Genomic DNA, 23576 nt, shown 5'->3' with positions numbered 1-23576 from the left:
GAAAACGCTTACAACATAAGCCAAACAAATAAAAGGAATTTCCGAGTGATCCAATTTACCAATAACGAGGCGATCACAATTCAATTTTGCAGTTTGAATATCCTGCAGAAAAATATGGAAAATACATCTGGATTTTAAGCGATATAGGGGGGGGAATAATGGATTTATTCATCATAATACTTGCTTTAGGGCTATTAATGTTTATTGCTTACCGTGGTTTTTCTGTCATTCTTTTTGCACCACTTTGTGCGCTACTTGCTGTCATTCTAACAGAGCCCAGCTATGTTTTGCCGTTCTTCTCTAATATTTTTATGGAGAAGATGGTTGGATTTATTAAAAACTATTTTCCTGTGTTTTTGTTAGGAGCCGTTTTTGGAAAGTTAGTCGAAATGTCGGGAATTGCTGAGTCTATCGCCAAGACGATTGTGAAGCTAGTCGGCAAAAAAAGAGCAATTTTAGCAGTCGTCCTAATGTGTGCCATATTAACTTACAGTGGAGTGAGTTTGTTCGTCGTTGCATTTGCAGTATATCCATTTGCTGCTAACCTTTTCAGGGAAGCCAATATTCCTAAACGGCTTATTCCAGGGACGATTGCTTTAGGAGCATTATCTTTTACAATGGATGCGCTGCCGGGAACACCGCAAATCCAAAATGTAATTCCTACTTCTTATTTTAAGACAGATATATATGCAGCACCGATGTTGGGGATTATTGGATCGATTTTCGTTTTATCCATGGGTATGATTTACTTGGAAAGACGTCGAAAAAAAGCTCAAGTAGCGGGTGAAGGTTATTTAGGATTTAATGGAGATGGAGGCGAAACGGCAGTTGCTGCAGAAACAGTCAATCCAATAACGATTCCTATAGCTGTTAATACAAGTATAGGACGACAAATACTTGCATTTATACCGCTAGTTTTAGTGGGCGTGGCGAATAAATTTTTTACTATTTCTATTCCGAAATGGTATCCAGAGGGGTTTGACTTTTCAAAGATAGGATTAGATATGTTTGGGAAAGTAGATCTTGCGACAGTAACAGGTATTTGGTCTGTCGAGCTAGCTCTAGTATTAGGCATTATTGCAACAGTTGCTTACGATTGGGGACGTGTTACAACGGGGTTTCAACAGGGCATTAATGCCAGTATTGGTGGAGCGTTACTCGCAGCTATGAATACTGCTTCAGAATATGGATTTGGTGGGGTCATCGCTTCCTTACCAGGATTCGCAACGGTACGTGATGGTATTTCACACACTTTTACGAATCCACTTGTTAATGGGGCCGTTACAACAAACGTGTTATCTGGTATTACTGGTTCTTCGTCTGGTGGAATGGGAATTGCACTTAGTGCGATGGGAGATAAGTATATACAAGCGATCAATCAATATAATATACCTCCCGAAGTCATGCACCGTGTCATAGCGATGGCCTCAGGCGGGATGGATTCGTTACCTCATAATGGCGCTGTTATTACCTTACTTGCGGTTACAGGCTTAACACACAAACAATCATATGGAGATATCTTTGTGATTACAATTTTTAAGACACTGGCAGCATTTGTAATTATTCTAGTCTACAGTTTAACTGGATTAGTCTAATCATAAAAAGGAATTAGAAAACCATGAAAAATCGTACTTAAAGTAACGATACTTTACTTCAATACCAGGAGCTGATTAGCAGCTCTTTTTTGTATGAAAAAATAAGCCCTCCCTATCACAATTTTTGAATTAGGGAGGGAAACGTTACCATCCCTTCATGTATTCAGGAGGAATTACTGTTTGTCACCCGCCTATGAATGACATTTCGATTATTTCCTGTTTTTTCACTGTTCCCGCTGATCGCGCATCTTAATAGCGGTCGTCTCTCAGGTTTCAAAGTGAAATGATGAAGCCAGTCAATTCTTCATCTGACATCTTGGAACGGACCTATGACTTTAAGTCATTTCCGTTTCCATTAAACAGGGATGTATATAAACTTTCGTTAGCAGGGAGACGAGCACGAGTGCAAATGAACAAAAAGACTCAGGCGTGGATGTTATAAACCCCACTTCTGTTAATGTATATTCATCTATCATCAAATAATTAAGAGTATCAGTAAAAATTTTTACAAACCCCTCAAACTCTATGCTACTTTGCTTACTCTTAACCCTTTTAAAATCCTCCTTACCTTAAATTTGTAGATTGTTTTCCATTAAACGGACTGACTCAAGGTAATCTGGTTATTGTTAAAGGTACATCAAAAAAACATCAAGATGAGGTCATTTTACCTTCTGAAAAGGACGGAAAAAACTTTACTCTGGGAAATAATTTGGGGACAGTGCCCGATTATGGCAGCATGTAAATGGTGGTGTGCGGCGGCTGTTCCAGTTTTGATTGGCGGAGACGTCCTTCTTGTACTAATTCCTGCAATCCCTTTTCGATATGGGAGATGGAGGTTTCCAGGAGGTCTGCAACTTTTACCGTAGAGATACTCATGTATTTTGGTTTTTTTGATGAGGACATAATCATTGATTGAACTAGTTGCAAAAGCATTTCTTTTTCCATAGCTTCAGTTCGCCTGCCTTCAGTTAAATTTCTTTTTATATGTAGATTTGATTTGCTATCACGCCCAACAAATCATCTCCTATAAACTTGCCAAAAAAGAAAGGATTAATGCACAGTGGTTTTAGAATGATTTTTAAGGGCAGTTAAAATATATTTTATTTTATTCATATCCTTTTTGGGAATACTAGGATGAATCAACAGCATTTAGCTGGTGTATGGCTTTATTAATAAAAAAATTCAGCCTAATGGCAGCAAAATTGGAGGGAATCACATGTCTGACCATTCTTTTTCCATCCGAATCAACGAAAAGGAATTAACAGCACAGCCAGGTCAAACGATATTGCAAGTCGCCCAAAGTCATGAATTGTACATTCCGAGCATTTGTTATCATCCCAACCTGGGGACGATTCAAACCTGTGATACATGTTTTGTGCAGGTGGGTGGGGAATTGGTCCGTGCTTGTTCGACAAAGGCTGTTCCAGGTTTAGCGATTGATACTACGTCAAAGCCTGTCAAGGATGCCCAGTATGAAGCGATGTCACGGATCCTTGAAAATCATGAACTGTATTGTACTGTTTGTGATAATAATAACGGCAATTGTACCGTCCATAATACTGCCGAATACTTAGAGATTGAGCATCAGAAATATGAATTTAGAGAAAAACCCTACCCTCCGGATAATTCCCATCCTTTCTATAGGTATGAACCGGATCAGTGTATTTTGTGCGGCCGGTGTGTTGAGGCCTGTCAGGATTTACAGGTCAATGAAACCTTAACTATTGACTGGGGAAGAGAAAGACCAAGGGTTATTTGGGATAATGATGTTCCAATTGATGAGTCTTCTTGTGTATCCTGTGGACACTGTGTGAACGTATGTCCATGTAATGCTTTAATGGAGACATCCATGCTCGGTGAAGCAGGCTTCTTAACAAAGCTGCCGGCTCCAATTTTAGAGCCTATGGTTGATTTAATTAAAGAAGTGGAGCCTGGATATAAAGAAATCTTTGCGATTTCAGAAGTGGAAGCTGCCATGAGGAAAGCACGGATTAAGAGGACCAAGACGGTTTGTACGTACTGTGGTGTAGGCTGCAGCTTTGAAGTATGGACAAAGGACAGGCAGATTTTAAAAATTCAGCCTACCCATGAAGCACCCGTTAACGGCATTTCCACCTGTGTTAAAGGAAAATGGGGCTGGGATTTTGTTAACAGTGACCAGCGCTTAACAAAGCCTTTGATTCGGAAAAACGGAGAGTTTGAAGAAGCAACCTGGGATGAAGCGTTAGATCTTATTTCAAGTAAGCTCATGGAAATAAAGGAAGAGTATGGTCCGGAATCCATTGGAGTGATTGCTTCTTCCAAATGCTCCAATGAAGAAAACTATGTGGCGCAAAAATTTGCACGTGCGGTTATCGGAACGAACAATATCGACAACTGCTCTAGATACTGCCAATCTCCGGCTACTGCAGGACTCTTAAGGACTGTAGGATTGGGGGGCGATTCTGGAACTATCCAGGATATTGAAACGACAGATTTGGTTATTGTTATTGGTGCAAATCCAGCAGAATCTCATCCTGTCCTCGCTACACGTGTAAAACGTGCTCATAAGCTATTTGGACAAAAATTAATAGTAGCTGATATAAGAGAGCATGAGCTAGCACAACGTGCGGATTTCCTCTTGCATCCTAAGCCAAGTTCTGATTTAATCTGGATTTCTGCCGTAACGAAGTACATTATCGATCAAGGGTGGCATGATAAGGAATTTCTGGAAAATCGTGTATCAGGCGTAGAAGGATATATTAAGACACTGGATAAATTCACCTTAAGCTACGCAGAAGAGATGACCGGACTTTCGCAGGAGGAATTAATCAAGGCAGCTTCAATGATTCATGAGGCTAATTCAGTCTGTATCCTTTGGGCTATGGGAATTACCCAGCATTCCGGCGCAACAGACGCAAGCACTGCCATTTCAAATTTATTGCTGGTAACGGGAAATTATGGCCGTCCAGGTACAGGTGCCTACCCGTTAAGAGGCCACAATAACGTACAGGGAGCCTGTGATTTCGGTACAATGCCATCATGGTTTCCTGGTTATGAGCCAGTCGGAAGCGCAGAGGTTAGAGAAAAGTATGAAAAAGCATGGGGCGTTGAAATTCCAAAAGATCCTGGAATGGACAACCACCACATGGTAGAGGCAATCCAAAAAGGAAAATTAAAAGCCCTGTATCTATTTGGAGAAGAAATGGGGCTTGTGGATGCAAACTCGAATCATGTTCAGAGTGCATTTGAAAAATTAGACTTCTTTGTCGTACAGGATATTTTCTTCTCGAAAACGGCACAATTTGCCGATGTTGTGTTACCGGCATCACCCTCGTTGGAAAAAGATGGGACATTTGTAAATACAGAAAGGCGCATTCAAAGGTTCTATAAGGTGTTTGATCCGCTGGGCGATTCGAAACCGGATTGGCAGATCTTCCAGGAAGTAGCGAACCGAATGGGGGCCAATTGGAATTATTCACACCCAAGTGAAATTATGGATGAAGCAGCCAGTCTTGCTGTCCTATTTGCAGGTGTGAGCTATGACCGTCTAGAAGGCTTTAACAGCCAAGTTTGGCCGGTGCATAAAGATGGAACCGATACACCTCTATTATATGAAGACAAATTTGCCTTTGCGGATGGAAAGGCAAGGTTGTTCGCTGTTGACTGGACTCCACCATATATGGCAGGAGAAGAATATGATCTTCATTTAAACAATGGCCGTTTGCTTGAGCACTTCCATGAAGGAAATATGACGTATCGGACAGAAGGGCTTATCCATAAGGTGCCTGGCACATGGCTGGAGGTATCGCACGAATTGGCGGAGGAACGCAATCTCAGTGACGGTACATTAGTTAGATTAAGTTCACCATATGGACAGGTAAAAGTAAGGACGCTTGTTACGGACCGGGTTAAAGGCAAGGAAATTTATCTCACGATGAACAGCTTTGAGGACGATGAAGCAGTCAATTATCTGACAAGTAGCTATCATGATCTAGTTACACATACTCCTGCATATAAGGAAATCGGTGTTAAAATGGAGATTTTAGAAGCAAAAGGTGAACCGCCATTGCCTAAGCATAACCACCGGTTCGGTAACAGGAATCCGCAGATCAGTGTTCGGGTTGAGGAAAAGTGGCAGCGTGACGATTTTCAAGCGATAGAAGAGTTATTTGGAAATGGAGGGGAAGCATATGGCGAAAGCAATCAGGCAAATTAATAAACAGGTTCCAAATGTGATGGAAGAACAAGCTCAGTCAATCGGGGAAATATTAAAAGCCCTTGCTGATAACAAAGAAGGGATTCTTTCCGCACTCGCCATATTAAAGAATCTACAGGAAATCGGGATTCTCGATGCGCTTCATGCCATTTTGGAAAATCGTACAGATGTCGGAGTTATTGCCATGAAGCAAGTTAACCAGCCTGGTATGCATAATACCATCAAAAATGCCATTTACCTTTTCAATTTCATGGGCACCTTAAAACCAGACCAGCTGCAATCTATGCTAGGGGGTGTTACAAAAGGTCTTGATCATATGGGCGAAAGCATCAAAAACCATGAAAAACATAGCTTATGGAAATTAGGCAAAAGCTTGAGAGATCCAGAAATCAAAGCGGCGATGACAAACATGGTTGAATTCCTGCATGGCATGGGTGAATCATTTACACAGCATCCTTCACAGGAACTTCATCCAGAAGGAGGACAAGGGTAATGGAAGAACAAGCTGTTATCAAGATTCATGGATCGCTTTCTGAAAAAGATTCCGACAAAATCATTCGGTCATTAAAGAACGTATGGGGCATTCTCCGGGCTGATGTAAATAAAGAAAGCGGAGAAGCAAGAATTGGCTATGACAAAAATGCCGCTTCATTCCAGGATTTTCAACAGGCCATCAGAGACTCTGGTTACGATATAAAAACGGAAAACCAAAATTCACCTCATTAAGAGGAGGAAGATCATGCAGATTTGTGAATTATGCGGCAGTGAGCAGGAAATGGGAACAGAAGAACCAGAATCAGAAAGAACCAGAATTCTTCATGTCTGTGAAAACTGTCAGAACGACAGAGCGTTTAACTATTTTGACCAATAAAAGTAGAAGTGAGAAAGGGAATCCGATTGTCGAATTCCCTTTTTTTATAGCAATGCGGTAAGAGCAGCCCCCATTTTGGCCGTTTAAAGCAGTGATTTAAATCAAATAGGGAGTCAGCCATATGTGAGAGTACTTGAAGCTGTGACTCAGTCAGCATAAAGAGTTTAACCACCAAAAATTGCAGCTTGACAATAAAAAAGTCATTTAGAGTTATGCTTAGTCTTACCGGTTTAACCTTACGTTCCATACCCTAAGGAACCAGAACCTTCATAAAAAAAGCGATATAAAATCTATATCGCCTTTCATTTTATTGAGCATCCTTATATAACACATCTTCTGCCAGCGATCGGAATAGCTCCCCTACCAATGAGTCTTCATCATATACAGAAGAACCTGCTGCTTGTAAAGGGCTCGCAAAGGGGACTCGTGCGATCACATCTGTTTGAAGCCTTTCAGCCAGGCGTTCTCCGCCGCCTCTTCCAAAAAGGTAATTCCGTGAGCCATCGCTTTCTTCATAGTAGGCCATATTTTCAATTACGCCTAATATGTCATGTTTCGTATGACGCGCCATGTGCCCAGCTCTTGAGGCAACATGCGATGCTACATTATGAGGAGTAGTCACGATCACTTCTTTTGCCTGCGGAATCATGGCAGCCACATCAATTGCCACGTCTCCTGTACCTGGAGGCAGGTCGAGAAGCAGATAATCCAGTTCGCCCCAATGGGTATTGGCAAGGAAGTTTTGAATCCATTTATTCAGCATCGGCCCCCGCCACGTAACCGGGTTATTATCCTCTGCAAAAAAGCCCATGCTCATTACCTTCACATTATGACTGAGAATTGGGATTGCGGTTTTGCCGATCATAGTCGGCTTTTCATTAATCTGCATCATGGACGGGATGCTGAATCCATAAATATCCGCATCCAAAATTCCTACCTTCTTCCCCATTCGGGCGAGGGCAGCAGCCAGGTTGATGGTAACGGTCGACTTCCCTACGCCGCCTTTGCCACTGGTTATCGCGATAAAGCGTACCCCGGAATCATGGCGCAGCATCGACGGCATCCCACTTTCCGTTGTTGAATTCTTCTTTAATACTTGAGTTAATGAAGCTCTTTCTTCAGGACTCATGACCCCAAAGCTCACATACACATTTACAGCACCAATGCCCTGAAGAGCAATTTGAACATCTTCTTTGATCTTCGCTTTTAAGGGACAGCCCTGGATGGTTAATGCAACTTCAAGACTAACATCTGATTCTTCTATTTTTACGTTTCTAACCATTTTTAACTTAACAAGGCTTCTATGGAGTTCTGGATCCTGCACGCCACTTAAAGCTTGCATCACTTGTTCCTGTGTCAGCATTTTACAACACCCTCTAATGTTTTTATCCTCAGTATGGTCATTTTATATAAAAAAAAGACTGAAAAGATCAGGTGTCCTTTAAATCTTTCATCAAAAATTGTGTAAGCGGCAGAATGGTCTGTATAGCCGATATTCACATTCACAAGGATCAACCCTATAAATGAAACATCTCCCTGCCGATTAATGTTGAAGAAGATGGGGTTTCTCCGATTGAACTGGAACTACCGCTTCAAAGCGGCAGCCTTTTGTCAGGCTTATCATAATCCCCTTTTATTTGTAGGGAGAGTTATTATTTAATGCCGGCTTTTTTGCTATCATTTTAATGGCAAATAAGTGGATATCTGATGTAATTTCGTGTAATCTACAAAAGTATGTTTATTCCTAATCGTAAAGGGGGACCCTGATTGAGTTCGACGAATAGTAAACAGACAACAATTGTTGCCCTTTTACTTGCGGGTACATTTATTGCGATCTTGAATCAAACATTAATGATTACCGCGATTCCTCCTGTAATGGAGGAAATGAATATTACGGCGAATAGTGCACAGTGGCTAACTACCGTTTTTATGCTGGTTAATGGGATCATGATCCCTGTAAGCGCGTTTTTACTGGAGCGCTTTACCACCAGACAGCTCTTCCTTTCAGCCATGGGGATTTTTGCTACTGGTACATTGGTTGCGGGGCTAGCTCCTAATTTTGGTATGCTGATGCTAGGACGGATGATTCAGTCGAGCGGAGCTGGAATTATGCTTCCGTTAATGCAAACAGTCTTCCTAATGATTTTCCCTGTTCAAAAACGGGGTGCAGCTATGGGACTGGTCGGTCTGGTCATTTCTTTCGCACCCGCTATTGGACCCGCTTTGTCGGGCTGGGTTACGGAGAGCTACTCATGGAGGGTGTTATTCTTTATCATTCTTCCCATTGCTATTATTGATATCATAGTTGCGTTCTTCGCTTTAAAAAATGTAACAGTAGTTTCACGGCCAAAAGTGGATGTGCTTTCGATTGTTTTATCTTCCGTGGGTTTCGGTGGATTATTGTATGGATTTACAGCTGCTGGTAATTATGGCTGGACAGACGAGAGTACAATCATATCCCTAGGCATTGGAATAATTTCACTTGTTTGGTTTATCAAAAGGCAATTGCGATTGAAGCATCCAATGCTGGAGTTCCGTGTGTTCACGTATTCATTATTCCCGCTTGCTATTATTATTGGAGCCATTACCTTTATGGGTCTGATAGGTGCTGAAACGCTCATCCCGCTATTTATGCAAAACATGCGCGGATTTACTGCATTTGAAGCTGGTTTAGCCATACTTCCTGGGGCACTTATTACCGGATTAATGTCCCCGTTCATTGGACGTATTTTTGACAGGATTGGGGCCAGGTGGTTGGTTATTGGCGGATTACTCATCATAACCGCTTCTTCCTTTACTTATATGGATGTTGGTCCTTCGACAAGTTTTACATTTATTATGGTTATGTACAGTATTCGGATGTTTGGATTGGCCATGGTTATGATGCCTGTTACTACGGCTGCCTTAAACCAGCTGCCTAAACGATTAATTGCCCATGGTGCAGCAATGGATAATACAATGAAAATGATTGCCGCATCTGTAGGTACAGCCATACTTGTTACTGTGATGACATCAGCAACCGAAAATGCTCAGCAGCGTCCCGAGATAGTACATCCTGATATGTATGGCGCGCAAATCTCATTTATTGTCATCGCTGTACTTTCGTTAATTAGCTTCCTCATTTCTTTTAAAATAAAGGATCAGAAATCAGCAGGAAAAGAGTTCGGAGAGAAGAATTAAAGATGTGAATCCAAGTTTTTTCAACTAATTTTTCGAATCCATTTCTTACCTGGTTATGAACATTTTCCAGTGCTGCCATGGAGGCTTTCCCTCCCAGTCCCTATCATTCCTTCGTCATGCCTATCTAGGGGATTCTAAAAAAGAGGGAGAACAAATCATCCAGATAATTTGTTCTCCCTCTTTTATCTTTTTCTTTATAAAAAGAAGAAAACATGCATGAGTTTAGATGTAGGTGTGGAAATATTTTTTATAAAACTTAAGAGACTTTTTAAAAAGATATGAGAAGATAATACAAGCTTTATCGAAGATATAACGGCTGTTTATTGCTTTAATCAAATATTAGATGGAATAGAATACGTGCATCAACAAGGTATTATTCACAGAGATTTAGTACCTGAAAATGTTTTAGTGTTTAATGATGTAGGGGAAAAGTGTATTAAAAATATCAGATTTTGGTTTAGATAAGTTTATTAATGGTCAAACCATTTTAACGCCAACGAGAGCTGCTTTAGAATCAGATGTATAGGCTGCACCAGAACAATATGGAAATTCAAAAAATGTTGATGAAACAGCCGATTTCTATTCACTTGGTAAGATGTTATACGAATTATTAACCTATGATTTACCTGTTACAATAGACTTTGAAAAGATTAAATAATTCAAAGTTAAAATATATTATTAGAATAGCAACAAATAATAAACCTGAAAAATGTTCAGAAATATTAGTGAAATGAAACAAAGCTCAGATTTTATTTTATACTTACAAATCGTTATGAATATGGATGAAACAGATTTTGCAACCATGGATTCTTACTTTCAAGAAGAATTATATGAAATTGTAGAAAGAAAATTATTTGGAACTTATAAAAGGTGGTCATCCATTTAGTTTTACAGATAAAATCGTTGATTTTATTTTACAAGTTATTATTCATTATAGAAGACAATTCAGACTTGTATGAAAAAGCCATTGAAGCCGTATTAAATATAGGTCATGCTCACAATCGGTTCTATATCGCTAGAGAATTTGCAAAGGAAATTTCAAAGGTAAAAGAGGAATCTTTAATAATTACTATCGGAGAAGTTCTTGATAATAATCGTCATGGGGGAAGTTGGATAAAGCCATACTCTACAGATTACCAAATAAGTACCTTCAAGATGAACTAGACAAACTATAAATCATTTACTTTTTGAGGCTGGGACATAAGTATTTTCGTCAACGATAAACCCGAACTACAAGCGGAATTTCCGGCGAATAGATCGGGTCTTTCTTTGTTCTTTTCCATAGATTTTGTTGCTTTTTGCATCCTATTTTTACATCTAGTGTAATGGAGCGGAAGACCATCGACTACTAAGGGAAATAGAGGAAAGGCTGAGACCCCGCAGGCTTGCCGAGGAGGCTCCGCTTCCTCCCCGCGGAAAGCGAGTGTCTGTAGCGAACTTCTTCTTTCAGCTTGAATGGATGAATAAAAACAAAATATAAAAACAGCATGATATTTAATAGGTAGAATAACTTAGAATGATTCGTCATTGAGGATGGTTTATTTAGTTATGTCCCAGCCATCTTTTATTATGCTACCTATCCCTAAAATTGAGGAGGGCGAAGTAAATAATATTTCCTTTCTTGAAGTGAGGTAGATAGGTGGAGTACTTAACTTCTGATACACAATATTCGGCAATTAATACAAGAAGAATTACTTTAAGAAACCCCATAGAAAGAGCTAAGCATGTCACCTTATATGGTCATTTATCATTAATTTGCAAATTAGTTATTTATGTTCAATAGTGGATTTTTTTAAAATTTATATAATCGTCCAAGCATTCTCCATCAAGCTACATAACTTTAATAGGAAGGGGAGGTGTTCGTATGTCAATGTTTAATGAAAATGACCAGTTTATTAAAGCTGCCAATATACCTAACCCATTATTTCAGTCTTTACAGGGGAGGTATTTTGTTGGACAAACCGAAACGATTTGTTTAGGTAAAGGAAAAAATGCTTGGGGAGGCTTAGTTAACCCCTGTAATTCAGATGTAAATATATTTGTAAATGCGTTTACTATTACTAATCATTCTAATCAACCTTTTACAGCTGAAATATGGATTAATCCAATACCGGCTGGGAAACCAATGTTTTCAGATAAGGTGACCCCTACAAATACAACTCTTTGTCCACTTCCAAAACCAAAGGGAAAAATCGCATTTGCAGAACTGGTTGAAGGGTTTCCTAAGAGAGGGGTGAATGCATTTAAGAGAATTGTACCACCAAAGAGTACCTTGACGAGTGATGAAGATGGAAAATTCATTTTTTCACCAGGTGAGTCATTTGTCATTTTTTTAGTTTCACCAGATAATGAAATCATTAAGTCAGAAGTTGCCTTTGGTTGGATTGAAAAAAAAATTTAGAATAAAGGAGCTTTTAGGTTCCCTAAATAATGTCGTAAGTTCTAGAATGAGTAAAAATCACTTACTTAAATCCTGAAGATGAGGAGTACATCGCTTTATATCCTGAAAGAACAGAATTTAATAAGGGGGTATAAAAAATGCCCCCCCTAGACTCCTGGTTTATGGGCTTAAATGCTTATAAATCATGGGGTTACATATAAGATTAAACAACTGATTTTCCATGCTTATCAAGAATTAGAACGGTATTATGCATGTCCAATGTTGCAGTACTAAAGGACTTTGTTTATATTTATCATTTGACCAAATCGAGTGAAACGTCTCATAAGAATAAAAGGGTTCGGCTTTTCTTATGAGCCCTGGAAATTATGGCATTTTGAACTTAAATTTAAAAAAACTTTCTATATGAGAGGGCGCCCATTTGATCTTTTGAAAAAGTATCAATCACCTCATCTATGGGCTTCAATGAAGTTGGTGAACATTCCGTTATGTGAAAAAAAAAGAGAGATTAATTGGCATGATCAGAAAATTACCACACAAAAACATCATGCATAGGCAAAAATTAAGTCGTTCCGCCTTCTAAAAGTTTAACAGGCAGATATGTCTCAAATGGAAAATCGTTAAATTCACCTTCAATTTCTTTTAATAAAATATCAATTGCCGTCTTGGCAATTAAATTAATTGGTTGTTGTATGGTTGTCAATTCTGGTAGTAAAACTTGAACTGCTTCTGTTCCATCATAACCGACGACTTTTAATTGCGTTGGTATATCCTTTCCCCGCTTTTTAGATTCAGCTAGAACAGATGCCGCGATTAAATCATCACTTGCAAAGATACCATCTACTTCCGGATGTTCATCAAAAAGTCGAGAGATTACTTCTTTATGATTTTGATGAGGTGAAACTTCATATGTAATTGGTAGTCTACCATTTTCCTTCATAATATCCTCATAGGCTTTTCTTCTTAAGTTTGCTGGTGTTTGCAGCTCAATTGGTCCATTTATATGAACAATATACTGACAGCCTTTCATTACTAATAATTCTGTAGCTTTTTTTCCTCCGCCGTAATTGTCAGAGCCAACAACAGGGATGTTTTTCGATAAATAGTGGTCAATCGCGACAACAGAAAGATTCTGCTTCTCATAATTTAAAATACCCCGATTATATGTCACAACGACTACTCCATCTACCTGATTACGTATGAGCATTTCTAAATATTTTTCTTCTTTATCTATCCGGTTTAAGCTGTTACAAAGTAACAATTTATAGCCTAATGAAGCACAAATACTTTCAATATGAAAGGCTAGTTCACCGAAAAATGGGTTACTTGAATTAGGGATAATTAGTCCTATTAAATGAGTTCGTTTATTAAATAGAGAACGGGCTAAATCGTTTGGAAAATAATTAATCTCTTCCATCGCTTTATAAACCTTTTCTTTTGTTTTTTCACTTATGTAACCGCGGTTATTTAATACACGGGAAACAGTTGTTGAAGAAACACCTGCTATTTTTGCCACATCGTGAATGTTAGGCTTCATTTCATATCCTCCTATCTTATTAAATAACATCCATTATTATTTATATTGAAAACTTTTTTGTTCCTTTTTTGAATAAAGTTTTCATGTGTTGTCCATTGACTGGATATTGAGATTTTTCAGTTGGCTCATAGATATATAAAACATTGGCATCATATTGTATAAAGAATCCATTAATATACTATTTAATAGCATATCATAATCTGTCACCTACTAGGAAAACCCTATAATAAAATAACTTCAGGCCAGTAGTCCGTGTTCCTGAATGAAGTTTACATAGTCAGGCGGATCATGCACCTATTTTAGAGAAAAGTACTATCATCTGCAAGGGTTGGAGATGTTCAGTTGTGTTGAAGTTTTTCAACTGAATTATATGGATTAATATTCATTATCAACGAAATCAACGAACGGTGATGTCTGATTTTTCAAAAAATAACTGTCAATCGGTTGACATATGTAACCGGTTGACATAAAATACTGTTGAAAACGCTTTTATAAGGTGTTTATGACGAAAGACAAATGAGGGGAAGTGAAAAGGTATGTATGGTGGCTCAACGTTATATTTAAGAGGGGATTGGTTGTTTAGGTACAGGCATTACATAGAGAGTGCATCATCATAAAAATCGACAACCATGTATGGGGTAAAATTCACATGTCCATTTCTTCTTTTTCATATCGTTAATTAATTTTTCATTTCTTTTCACATGTCTAGCAAAAGGAGCAATTAAATTGAAAAGTTCAAAAAATCTGTATTGGATGTTAAGTGCGTATTTTTTCTTTTTCTTTTTTACTTGGTCTTCTAGTTACTCTTTATTTTCCATTTGGTTAGGACAAGAAATAAATTTAAGTGGGTCAGCTACAGGTATTATCTTTTCTGTAAACGCTATCTTCGCCTTATGTATGCAGCCACTATATGGTTATATATCTGACAAAATAGGTTTAAAGAAAAATATATTAACATTCATCAGTTTACTGCTCGTATTTGTAGGCCCATTTTATATTTTCATTTATGGACCATTATTGAAATACAATGTCTTTTGGGGCGCAATTGTTGGAGGAATCTATTTAGCAGTAGCTTTTCTAGCAGGTATTGGAGCGATTGAATCCTATATTGAAAAGATTAGCCGTAAATATGATTTCGAATATGGAAAATCTAGAATGTGGGGCTCTCTAGGGTGGGCGGCAGCTACATTTTTCGCAGGACAGCTGTTTAATATTAATCCAAATATCAATTTCTGGGTGGCATCTGTTTCGGCCATCATATTAATGGTTATTATTATGTCTGTGAAAATAGAAATGACAGATCAAGAAATGAATCGAGCCAATTCTATTACATTAAAAGACGTTGGGACTCTTTTTCTATTAAAAGATTTCTGGTTCTTCATGTTGTACATTATTGGTGTAACATGCATCTACAGTGTTTATGACCAGCAATTCCCTCTTTATTACGCATCATTATTTCCGACTGAAGCGTTAGGCAATCAAGTATTTGGATACCTAAACTCGTTCCAAGTATTTTTAGAGGCTGGAATGATGTTTCTTGCACCGTTTATCGTAAAAAAGTTTGGTATAAAGAAAAGTTTAATTCTAGCAGGATTTTTAATGTCCTTCCGTATCATCGGTTCTGGAATTGTTGTTGGACCAATCGGAATTTCTTCCATGAAATTAATTCATGCTCTAGAATTGCCTATTATGCTAATTGCCATCTTTAAATATTTAGCAGCAAATTTCGATACACGTCTATCTTCTGTGCTCTATCTAGTTGGTTTCCAATTTGCCTCTCAGGTAGGTGCATCTATTCTTTCACCACTCGCAGGTAAATTATACGACAGTGTAGGATTTCGCCATACCTATCTCATCATGGGAATCATGGTTTTTGGTTTTACCATTATTTCAATCTTTACTTTATTAGGTTCGAAAGAAAGCAAAGGCTTAAATGGCAATGTGAAAAGATTACGAAAGATTATATAGGAGGATGTTAGGATGGTAAAAATTAATAGAATTCAACAAGCTGAAGAGGCACTGAAGGATGCCAAGAAAAAAATGAATGATCGTTATCGACTAGGTTACCATATCATGGCGCCAGCCAACTGGATGAATGACCCGAACGGTTTCGTACAGTATAAAGGGGAATATCATGCATTTTATCAATGCCATCCATATGATGAAAATTGGGGGCCAATGCATTGGGGGCATGTAAAAAGTAAAGATCTCATTCATTGGGAGCATTTGCCTGTTGCTTTAGCTCCTGGAGATGCTTGTGATACAGGAGGATGTTTTTCGGGAAGTGCCGTTGATAATAATGGTGAACTAACCTTAATCTATACAGGACATCACTATACAGACAAGGAAAAAGATCTCTTCTACCAAAATCAAAATATTGCGGTCAGCACGGATGGCATTACATTTGAGAAAGTTGGAGAAAATCCGGTTATTGCTGAACCACCAGTGGATAGTGCACATCACTTCCGTGATCCAAAGGTGTGGAAGCACCATGATACCTGGTACATGGTTTTAGGAAATTCCACAAAGGAGAATGTCGGAAGAGTTATTTTATACGGTTCTTCTGATCTACGGAGGTGGGAGTACATAGGAGTTCTTGCACAAAGTGATGGTGCTCATGGATATATGTGGGAATGTCCGGATTTCTTTGAATTAGATGGAAAATATATTCTAATGATTTCTCCTCAGGGTATTAAAGCAAATGGAGATTTATATAATAACCTATTCCAAACAGGTTATTTTGTTGGAGATTATAATTACGGAACAAACGAGTTTGTACATGGGTCGTTTACTGAATTAGATAATGGACATGACTTTTATGCGGTTCAAACACTGTTGGATGATAAAGGTCGTCGAATTGCAATTGGTTGGATGGATATGTGGGAGTCAAATATGCCTTCAAAAGCAGATGGATGGTGTGGGGCTTTAACATTACCCCGTGAAATAACGCTGGATCATAACAGAGTTTTAATGAATCCTGTTGAGGAATTAACCTTATTGCGTGAATCTGAACACAATGAGTGTAAAAATCAGTCCATTTCTGAAAGCTATTTGGTAGAAACTAAAGAGGATCTACTTGAAGTGAAAGCTGTGTTTGACTTAACTAAATGTAGCGCTCAATCTGTAGGTCTAAAGATTCGTGGAGTTAACCAAGAAGAGACGGTATTAACGTATCATTTGGATAAACAACAGCTAACACTTGATTGCTCCAAGTCAGGAAAAGTGGAAGATGGTGTTAGAAAAACCATGCTTGAAACAAATGAAGAGCTTTCCCTACGTGTATTTATTGACCGATCTTCCATTGAAATCTTTGCTAATGATGGACAAACGACCATGACAAGTCGCATCTATCCGAATGAAGAAAAATTAGGCATTGAGTTATTTACTGAGAATGGTGATGTACAGGTCAAGGAAATAACTTATTGGAACCTAAAGGACATCTGGTAATAAAAATACAAGGAACAAAGTGTCTAGACTCTCGTTCCTTGTTCAGGGGTGAATACATTGAAAAAAGTTTTTTGTATTGGTGAGACGATTATTGATTTTATTCCTATTCAAAAAGAAAAATCGTTAAAAGAGGTTACTAGTTTTGAACGTGTTGCCGGTGGAGCTCCCATGAACGTTGCGATTGCAATTGCAAAATATGGTGGAAATTCAGTCGCACTAACCAAGATAGCAAATGATAATTTTGGTGATTATTTAATGGACGTGCTTCAAGAAAATGATGTAGACACTTCCTATATTATTCGAAGTGATGAAGGAGAAACTGGATTAGCATTTGTATCTGTAGATAGTTTCGGAGAAAGAAGTTTTAATTTTTATCGAAAGAATACAGCTGATCTATTGCTTTCACCAGATGAGGTGAAGTCAGAGTGGTTTAATGAAGGAGATCTTCTTCATTTTGGCTCAGTCGATTTAGTTGAAAGTCCAATGAAACAAACCCATATAAAAGTGATAGATTGTTTTAAAAAAATTGGTGGAATTGTAAGTTTTGACCCTAATGTCCGGCTTCCTTTATGGCATGATGAAGAAAGCTGTCGACGTACCATACTAAAATTTTTGCCTCTAGCTGATATTGTAAAAGTATCCGATGAAGAATTGTATTTTATTGCCAATATTCATAATGAAAAAGAAGCGATTAACTCCCTTTTTGTCGGTGACGTGAAAGTAGTCGTGTATACAAAAGGAAGCGATGGCGCAAATATTTATTTAAAAAATGGAGAGGAATATGAAGATAAAGGATTTAAAGTAATTGTTTCAGATACAACGGGGGCAGGTGATGCATTTATAGGAGGTTTCTTATCCGAACTCATGTCACTGGAAGTATCTAAAGATAATCTATGTGAAAGAGTGAGTGAAAATCATCAACGTTTACTTACTTTTGCAAATGCAAGTGGAGCGCTTACTGCTTCCATAAAAGGTGCTATTCAGGCAACACCTGGAAAACGGCATATATTGAATTTTATCTCTATTCAGCAATCCATAACAAAGGGGGAGGAATCAGTTACACAGTATAGTGAAAAATAGTGATATAGAAAAAGCCATTAAGACTAATAACTATTGATAGGGACTAGGACTGATGATCAATAACTAATAACGCCTGTTTATTGACACCAGGAGTTTAAGAATCAGAAAGTGGATCAAGAGATTTCTTTAGTTCTGCTTATCGATATAACATACCTATTACTTTTAAAAGTAATGAGGTGGATATCATGGTATGAACAAGTAATGACTACATTCAATTAAATCAATTTGTGACCTTAATAATAGTTTCATTTCAATGTGAAAAACTAAGGGCAATACTACAGTTCGAAAATAGTATTGCCCTTCATCATGGGGTGGGCTTATAAGGCGATAAATCGAATACGCGGTCTCCTTCAAATCTCTTGAATTACTTTCTTGATTATAACTTTAGTTTATTTATTTAACAAAATTGCTTCTGCGTTACGAGGTTGTAGAGCCAATTGTAGTTCCCCTTTTTCTTCATAGGTTAAAGGGACCAAAGGTAAGCGGACACCCCCAACAGTTACCCCCCTCATATTTAATGCTGTTTTTACCGGTGAGGGGTTTGGTGCAGCAAATAATGCTTTCATAATGGGAAGAAGGTTACGATGGATAGAAGCAGCACCATGAACCTCACCCTTTTTAAAGCTATTGATCATTTCTTGCATTTCATTACCAATTATGTGTGAAGAAACCGAAACAATCCCTGTCCCACCGATAGCTAAAACCGGTAATGTTAATCCATCGTCCCCGCTGTACAATGTAAAATCACTAGTGGTTTTGCTTATGATTTGTGCCATGGCATCCAAGTCACCACTTGCTTCTTTTACTGCCACAATATTGTTGATTTTTGAGAGACTGACAATCGTCTCTACAGACATGTTTACAACACTTCGCCCAGGGATATTATAAAGCATTACCGGTAATGCTGTTGAGTCGGCAATAGCCTTAAAATGCTGAAATAATCCTTCTTGAGACGGCTTGTTATAGTAGGGGGTAACGAGCATAATTCCGTCGACTCCTGCTGCCTCTGCTTGCCTTGTTAAGCTGATTGAAGCTTTCGTGTTATTTGAGCCAGTTCCAGCTATGACTGGAACTCTTCCGTCAACAACTTCTACTACAATTTTGAATAAATCTACTTTTTCTTCAGCAGTTAATGTTGGAGACTCTCCCGTTGTACCAGCTATAACTAATCCATCAGAACCATTAGCAATTAAATAATTCACTAAAGTTCTCGTAGCATTAAAATCCACCTCATTATTATGATTAAACGGGGTAACCATTGCGGTTAAAATTTGGCCGAAATTCATAACTTCACACCCTTTTGTATAGTTTTTTTAAAAAAATCAGAGTTGTTTAGGGATATACAGGAGTAAACGCAAAAAAGCAACAACGAGGATTCGCTGCTGCAGTAGAAACAACATCTATCAAAAAAATGTTTCCGCGCATAAGATAGCCCTCCATATAGTTTCCTATATGACAGTCCTGTATTTATTCAATAGCAGAACCAGCTTCCTGAACATGAGATTCTTTCCGCTTCGGCAAATTCCCCTTTCCACAATAGTCATAGGATCTCATTCTCCTCACAATGTGTACTAATGGTCTTTGCTCCTCTATCCTCACTTCAAAAAGTATGAAGTAAGAAAATATTTAATTGACTGTAATATAACAGGGAATCCTATCTATTGCAAGACCAATTTTGAATTTTTTTTAAGAATACATGAATAATCGATGGAAAGGGCTGAGTTTCACCCTTTTATAGTCAGTTTTTACAATTGATATATCTGTGATAGAAGGAATTAGTATTTATCTTATGAAAACCTAGAATAAGGATCAAGGGGGGGAGGATTGCAAAAAAACTAGGGATTGAGCTGTTGTATGCATTTCAAATCGAGTACAAAAAAAAGCAAAAGTAGATTCATTAAAAAGACTGGGAGCTCAATTTGAGATAGTTGATGATAGCCAAGATGCCGCAGGAGAGCGTTGCTATGAGCTGGAAATTAGGAGGGAGCGGAAGCAACGGGAATTGCGAGTGTTTTAGGAAACAAAATGCCTCAGCAAGATGGTGATATCGTCGCCGTTATTATAATTGGGCAAAACATTGATATGTGGATACTGCTTAAGTTAATCCAAAATTATACTTTTGAAAATAAAGGGTGAGCTTATGTCCAATAGCAGGGACATCACTCTTGAAAATATGAAAATTGAAATTGTTTTTTCAGAATGGAGAAATAATATGGCATCCAAACATTACGTGTCATTGAACTTTAATTAAAGCATAAACAATCGTGATAAAAGGATTCCATATGGCTTCCGACCTTTACTCAGTTGTTGAACTTTTTATTAAGATATTAATGTTACTGTTATAGGCATTTTAACAATTTTTAAAGAATAAATTGAACTATGGAATGAAATCCGAGAGGAGAAATAGTGATGCCTTATTTCGTATATCCTTATATTGGTTGGAAGAAACAATGTAACAATGTTCCTGTTGTCTTTCCGCCACAGCATCAAAATAGACATCCAGGGTTTGAGTATTTGATGAATCCACGTCCCATATCAGAAAATCCGACCTATCTAGGTAGCCAGAAGCTGAAAGATAAGGTGGCGATTATTACAGGCGGAGACAGTGGAATTGGTCGAGCCGTAGCCATAGCTTTTGCCAAGGAAGGTGCTGACGTGGTCATAGCTTATCTCGATGAACACCAGGATGCGGGAGAAACGAAGCAAATCATTAACAATCTTGGCCGTCAATGTTTCCTTGTTTCTGGGGATTTAAGACAGGAAGAAAACTGTAATTCTGTTGTAGAAGTAACGCTAAAAGCTTATGGAAGACTGGATATTCTAGTAAACAACCACGGTGTTCAGTTTCATCAAAAAAGCATTATGGATATTACGAAAGTGCAGCTGATGAATACATTCCAAACCAATATTATTTCATTTTTTGATATGACGAAAGCTGCTTTGCCTCATCTTCGTGAAGGAGGGTCCATTATTAATACGACCTCTGATACCGCATTTTCAGGTATGGCCAACATGATTGACTATACTGCTACCAAAGGAGCCATTGTTTCTTTTACCCGCTCTTTATCCCTCTCACTTGCTGATCAAGGCATCCGAGTAAATGCAGTAGCACCGGGACCGACTTGGACACCGTTAATTCCATCTGCATTTACTGCAGAAGAAGTAACCACATTTGGGACGGAAGTGCCATTGAAACGCCCAGGTCAGCCATTTGAGTTGGCTCCTGCATATGTAATGCTAGCTTCAGATGATTCGTCATATATATCAGGACAAATAATTTTCGGAAATGGAGGTTCAATTGTTACTTGATAAATCATTTGAAAGTAGCATTGGAAAATCCAAGAAGTGAATAAATTGGTTAAACTTATGCTGGCACTAGCCAAACAATTGCTTGAGATTGCAGAACAGAAGTCTCGACAAAGGAGTCTCGCTTAATATGGCAATCGTTGATGAAGGAGCATATCTTATGTACCAATAGGGTGAAGCAGATTCCTAGGGATGCATTGAAAGGTTTTTTAAATGTATAATTTTGGTGAAAATTGAGTGTAAAAATAACCATTGTCCTTAGGGAGGAAGCAAAATGAAGGTTGAAAAAATACATCATGTAGCATTAATATGTTCCGATTTTCGTTATCCTGAAGCAAGAGGACTGAGACATCTTGCTTTTGAAGTGGAAGATATTGATCAAGCGCCGATTGAAGATTTTGAAAAAGAAAACAGCCCAGTCGAACCCATCCCTGTTGATGAGTTAACAGGAAAAGGTATGCTTTTTTTGTGATCCGGATGATTTGCCTCTTGAACTATATGAAAAATAGCCATTTCCAGTTGATATTTACGGATGACTTGTAGGCATGATGGAGGTTACTTATATTTCATATTAAGTTATGAAGATTCCCTTCATTGATGTCGATAGTATGTAATTGATCTCCATTTACATATTCCGAATTTCTATCCGAAATAAAAGGAAACTGACACTCATTTCATTCTATATGAGTGTTTTTTTGTGCAGTAATCCACTAAATTATCTAAATTTTCCAAAATTATAATTGACCCAATCGGGATAGCTGATTTAGAATTGATATGTATATGAAAATTAGTTTTGTATATAAAACGAATTAAGGGGGCATATAGATGACAACTTGCAATTGAGTTATCAGTGTGAGTGAAGAAGTGTAAAAAATATATTTGATTTAGGGAGGTAAGTTATATGTTTAAGAATAAATTATTGGTTCTGCTTTGTTTGGTGTTTATAGTATCTGCATGCAGTCAAAGTGACGAAACAACTACAAATAAAGGGGATTCAGGAGGAAAAGAAGTAAAGCTTACTTTTACAGAACCTGCACGGTTGTTGTCAGTTGCCCCTTTGTATGTAGCTATCGAGCAAGGATTTTTTGAAAAAGAAGGAATTGAAGTTGAGATTGTATCTGGTGGGGGCGGAGCACAAGTAATTGCTTCCATATTATCCGGTGAAGCTCAGTTTGCGGTATCAGGTCCTCGAAGTATGTTTACTCCTCTTGACAAAGGTGAAGATTTATTGGCGATTCAATCTTTAAATTCGGCGCTAACCTATCAAATTACTCTCTCTAAACAATATCAAAAGAAAAAGGGTGTTTCTAAAGACTCATCATTTGAAGATAGAGTTGCTTCATTGAGTGGCGCAACCATTGGTACAAACCTTGTTGGAGATTCTGGAGACGTATACACTCGTTATTTAATGCAATTACATGGTGTTGATCCTGGTTCTCTTAAAACCGTCAAATTAGCAGGAGATGGATCGAAGATTGGCGGTATGCAGGAGGGGATTGTAGACGGGGGTATAGCATCACCACCAATGGGTTTACAAGCGGGAAGTAAAGGTGTTGGTGAAATTGTAATTAATACAAGTGAAGAGCCGATGTATGGGAATATGGTCTGGGAAGCTGTTTTTGCTAAAAAAGAATACTTAGAAGATAATCACGAAACATCTTTGAAAGTAGTTCGGGCAATTGGGAAAGGTATGGAATTTACACGTAGTAATCCAAGAGAGGCAGCTGAATCAATCGTATCTTATTTTGATGGAATTGATGTTGATATTCTAGAAGAATCAATAATCGGATTGAAAAACACTTTTAAAGGCAATGGAGAAATGAATCAAGAAGCTTGGGATAATGCCCAGGATCCATTAGTTGAATTTGGCAAGTTATCAGGCGTTTCTACTAAACAGGATACAACTGAAGATGTTATTTGGACAAATAGTTATATTCAAGAAGCTTTAAAAAATAATTAGAATA

Annotated in this window: 17 protein-coding genes and 1 riboswitch; of the genes, 13 read left to right on the top strand and 4 right to left on the bottom strand. The window is 38.1% G+C overall.

The annotated features are described in order from the left end of the window. Nucleotides 1-158: 158 nt before the first annotated feature. Entirely contained in the window at nucleotides 159-1595 is a 1437-nt protein-coding gene (locus IOC57_RS06720; protein WP_207437987.1) for a GntP family permease, read from the top strand. A gap of 726 nt (nucleotides 1596-2321) precedes the next feature. Here IOC57_RS06720 and IOC57_RS06715 read toward each other — a convergent pair. Further along, on the bottom strand, nucleotides 2322-2540 hold the full coding sequence (locus tag IOC57_RS06715; RefSeq protein ID WP_207437986.1) for a hypothetical protein: 219 nt from the start codon (nucleotides 2538-2540) through the stop codon (nucleotides 2322-2324). A 271-nt stretch (nucleotides 2541-2811) separates the two neighbouring features. Here IOC57_RS06715 and fdhF point away from each other — a divergent pair, with 271 nt between their 5' ends. The 3 genes from fdhF to IOC57_RS06700 are packed head-to-tail and all read left to right on the top strand — an operon-like array spanning nucleotide 2812 to nucleotide 6519. Further along, nucleotides 2812-5793, top strand: coding sequence for a formate dehydrogenase subunit alpha (gene fdhF, locus IOC57_RS06710; RefSeq protein WP_207437985.1), 2982 nt, complete (start codon nucleotides 2812-2814; stop codon nucleotides 5791-5793). Then, the gene (locus IOC57_RS06705; protein WP_207437984.1) at nucleotides 5768-6286 is read left to right on the top strand and encodes a helical membrane plugin domain-containing protein; all 519 of its coding nucleotides are present in this window, start codon (nucleotides 5768-5770) and stop codon (nucleotides 6284-6286) included. The genes fdhF and IOC57_RS06705 overlap by 26 nt, the downstream gene beginning before the upstream one ends. Further along, nucleotides 6286-6519 (top strand): heavy-metal-associated domain-containing protein, encoded by a 234-nt coding sequence (locus IOC57_RS06700; RefSeq protein WP_207437983.1) that lies wholly within the window; start codon nucleotides 6286-6288, stop codon nucleotides 6517-6519. Before IOC57_RS06705 ends, IOC57_RS06700 begins: the two co-directional genes overlap by 1 nt. Nucleotides 6520-6971: 452 nt before the next feature. On the opposite strand, the gene IOC57_RS06695 is transcribed toward IOC57_RS06700, so the two are convergent. Further along, entirely contained in the window at nucleotides 6972-8027 is a 1056-nt protein-coding gene (locus tag IOC57_RS06695) for a P-loop NTPase (RefSeq protein ID WP_207437982.1), read from the bottom strand. A gap of 404 nt (nucleotides 8028-8431) precedes the next feature. Here IOC57_RS06695 and IOC57_RS06690 point away from each other — a divergent pair, with 404 nt between their 5' ends. The 3 genes from IOC57_RS06690 (at nucleotide 8432) to IOC57_RS06680 (ending at nucleotide 12245) form a co-directional block, all read left to right on the top strand. Then, nucleotides 8432-9844: a DHA2 family efflux MFS transporter permease subunit gene (locus IOC57_RS06690; RefSeq protein ID WP_207437981.1), complete on the top strand. Its 1413-nt coding sequence runs from the start codon at nucleotides 8432-8434 to the stop codon at nucleotides 9842-9844. Nucleotides 9845-10144: 300 nt separating this feature from the next. Further along, entirely contained in the window at nucleotides 10145-10309 is a 165-nt protein-coding gene (locus IOC57_RS26480; RefSeq protein ID WP_207438095.1) for a protein kinase domain-containing protein, read from the top strand. Between the two features lie 1399 nt (nucleotides 10310-11708). Beyond that, the gene (locus tag IOC57_RS06680) at nucleotides 11709-12245 is read left to right on the top strand and encodes a DUF6143 family protein (protein ID WP_207437980.1); all 537 of its coding nucleotides are present in this window, start codon (nucleotides 11709-11711) and stop codon (nucleotides 12243-12245) included. A gap of 559 nt (nucleotides 12246-12804) precedes the next feature. On the opposite strand, the gene IOC57_RS06675 is transcribed toward IOC57_RS06680, so the two are convergent. Further along, complete coding sequence (locus IOC57_RS06675; protein ID WP_207437979.1) at nucleotides 12805-13779, bottom strand: LacI family DNA-binding transcriptional regulator; 975 nt, start codon at nucleotides 13777-13779, stop codon at nucleotides 12805-12807. 726 nt (nucleotides 13780-14505) lie between these two features. On the opposite strand from IOC57_RS06675, the gene IOC57_RS06670 reads away from it, so the two are divergent. The 3 genes from IOC57_RS06670 to IOC57_RS06660 are packed head-to-tail and all read left to right on the top strand — an operon-like array spanning nucleotide 14506 to nucleotide 18306. Beyond that, a complete protein-coding gene (locus IOC57_RS06670) occupies nucleotides 14506-15747 on the top strand; it encodes an MFS transporter (protein ID WP_207437978.1) in 1242 nt (413 codons plus the stop codon). A 21-nt stretch (nucleotides 15748-15768) separates the two neighbouring features. Next, nucleotides 15769-17226, top strand: a complete 1458-nt coding sequence (locus IOC57_RS06665) for a glycoside hydrolase family 32 protein (RefSeq protein WP_207438094.1) — start codon at nucleotides 15769-15771, stop codon at nucleotides 17224-17226. A 57-nt stretch (nucleotides 17227-17283) separates the two neighbouring features. After that, nucleotides 17284-18306, top strand: a complete 1023-nt coding sequence (locus tag IOC57_RS06660) for a carbohydrate kinase family protein (RefSeq protein WP_207437977.1) — start codon at nucleotides 17284-17286, stop codon at nucleotides 18304-18306. A gap of 389 nt (nucleotides 18307-18695) precedes the next feature. Here IOC57_RS06660 and dapA read toward each other — a convergent pair whose 3' ends face one another. Continuing rightward, complete coding sequence (dapA, locus tag IOC57_RS06655) at nucleotides 18696-19592, bottom strand: 4-hydroxy-tetrahydrodipicolinate synthase (RefSeq protein ID WP_207437976.1); 897 nt, start codon at nucleotides 19590-19592, stop codon at nucleotides 18696-18698. 135 nt (nucleotides 19593-19727) lie between these two features. After that, a riboswitch (Lysine riboswitch) is annotated at nucleotides 19728-19906 on the bottom strand. An 809-nt stretch (nucleotides 19907-20715) separates the two neighbouring features. Here dapA and IOC57_RS06650 point away from each other — a divergent pair. The 3 genes from IOC57_RS06650 to IOC57_RS06640 all read left to right on the top strand — a co-directional run bounded on the left by IOC57_RS06650 (nucleotide 20716) and on the right by IOC57_RS06640 (nucleotide 23572). Next, the gene (locus tag IOC57_RS06650) at nucleotides 20716-21615 is read left to right on the top strand and encodes an SDR family oxidoreductase (RefSeq protein ID WP_207437975.1); all 900 of its coding nucleotides are present in this window, start codon (nucleotides 20716-20718) and stop codon (nucleotides 21613-21615) included. 271 nt (nucleotides 21616-21886) lie between these two features. After that, nucleotides 21887-22084 (top strand): VOC family protein, encoded by a 198-nt coding sequence (locus IOC57_RS06645; RefSeq protein ID WP_309487679.1) that lies wholly within the window; start codon nucleotides 21887-21889, stop codon nucleotides 22082-22084. A gap of 429 nt (nucleotides 22085-22513) precedes the next feature. Beyond that, the gene (locus IOC57_RS06640; protein WP_207437974.1) at nucleotides 22514-23572 is read left to right on the top strand and encodes an ABC transporter substrate-binding protein; all 1059 of its coding nucleotides are present in this window, start codon (nucleotides 22514-22516) and stop codon (nucleotides 23570-23572) included. Nucleotides 23573-23576 lie beyond the last annotated feature (4 nt).

This window comes from Bacillus sp. SD075, assembly GCF_017355165.1.
In the GTDB taxonomy this organism is placed as follows: Bacteria; Bacillota; Bacilli; order Bacillales; family DSM-1321; genus Peribacillus.
This window is presented reverse-complemented; position numbering and strand designations above follow the sequence as displayed.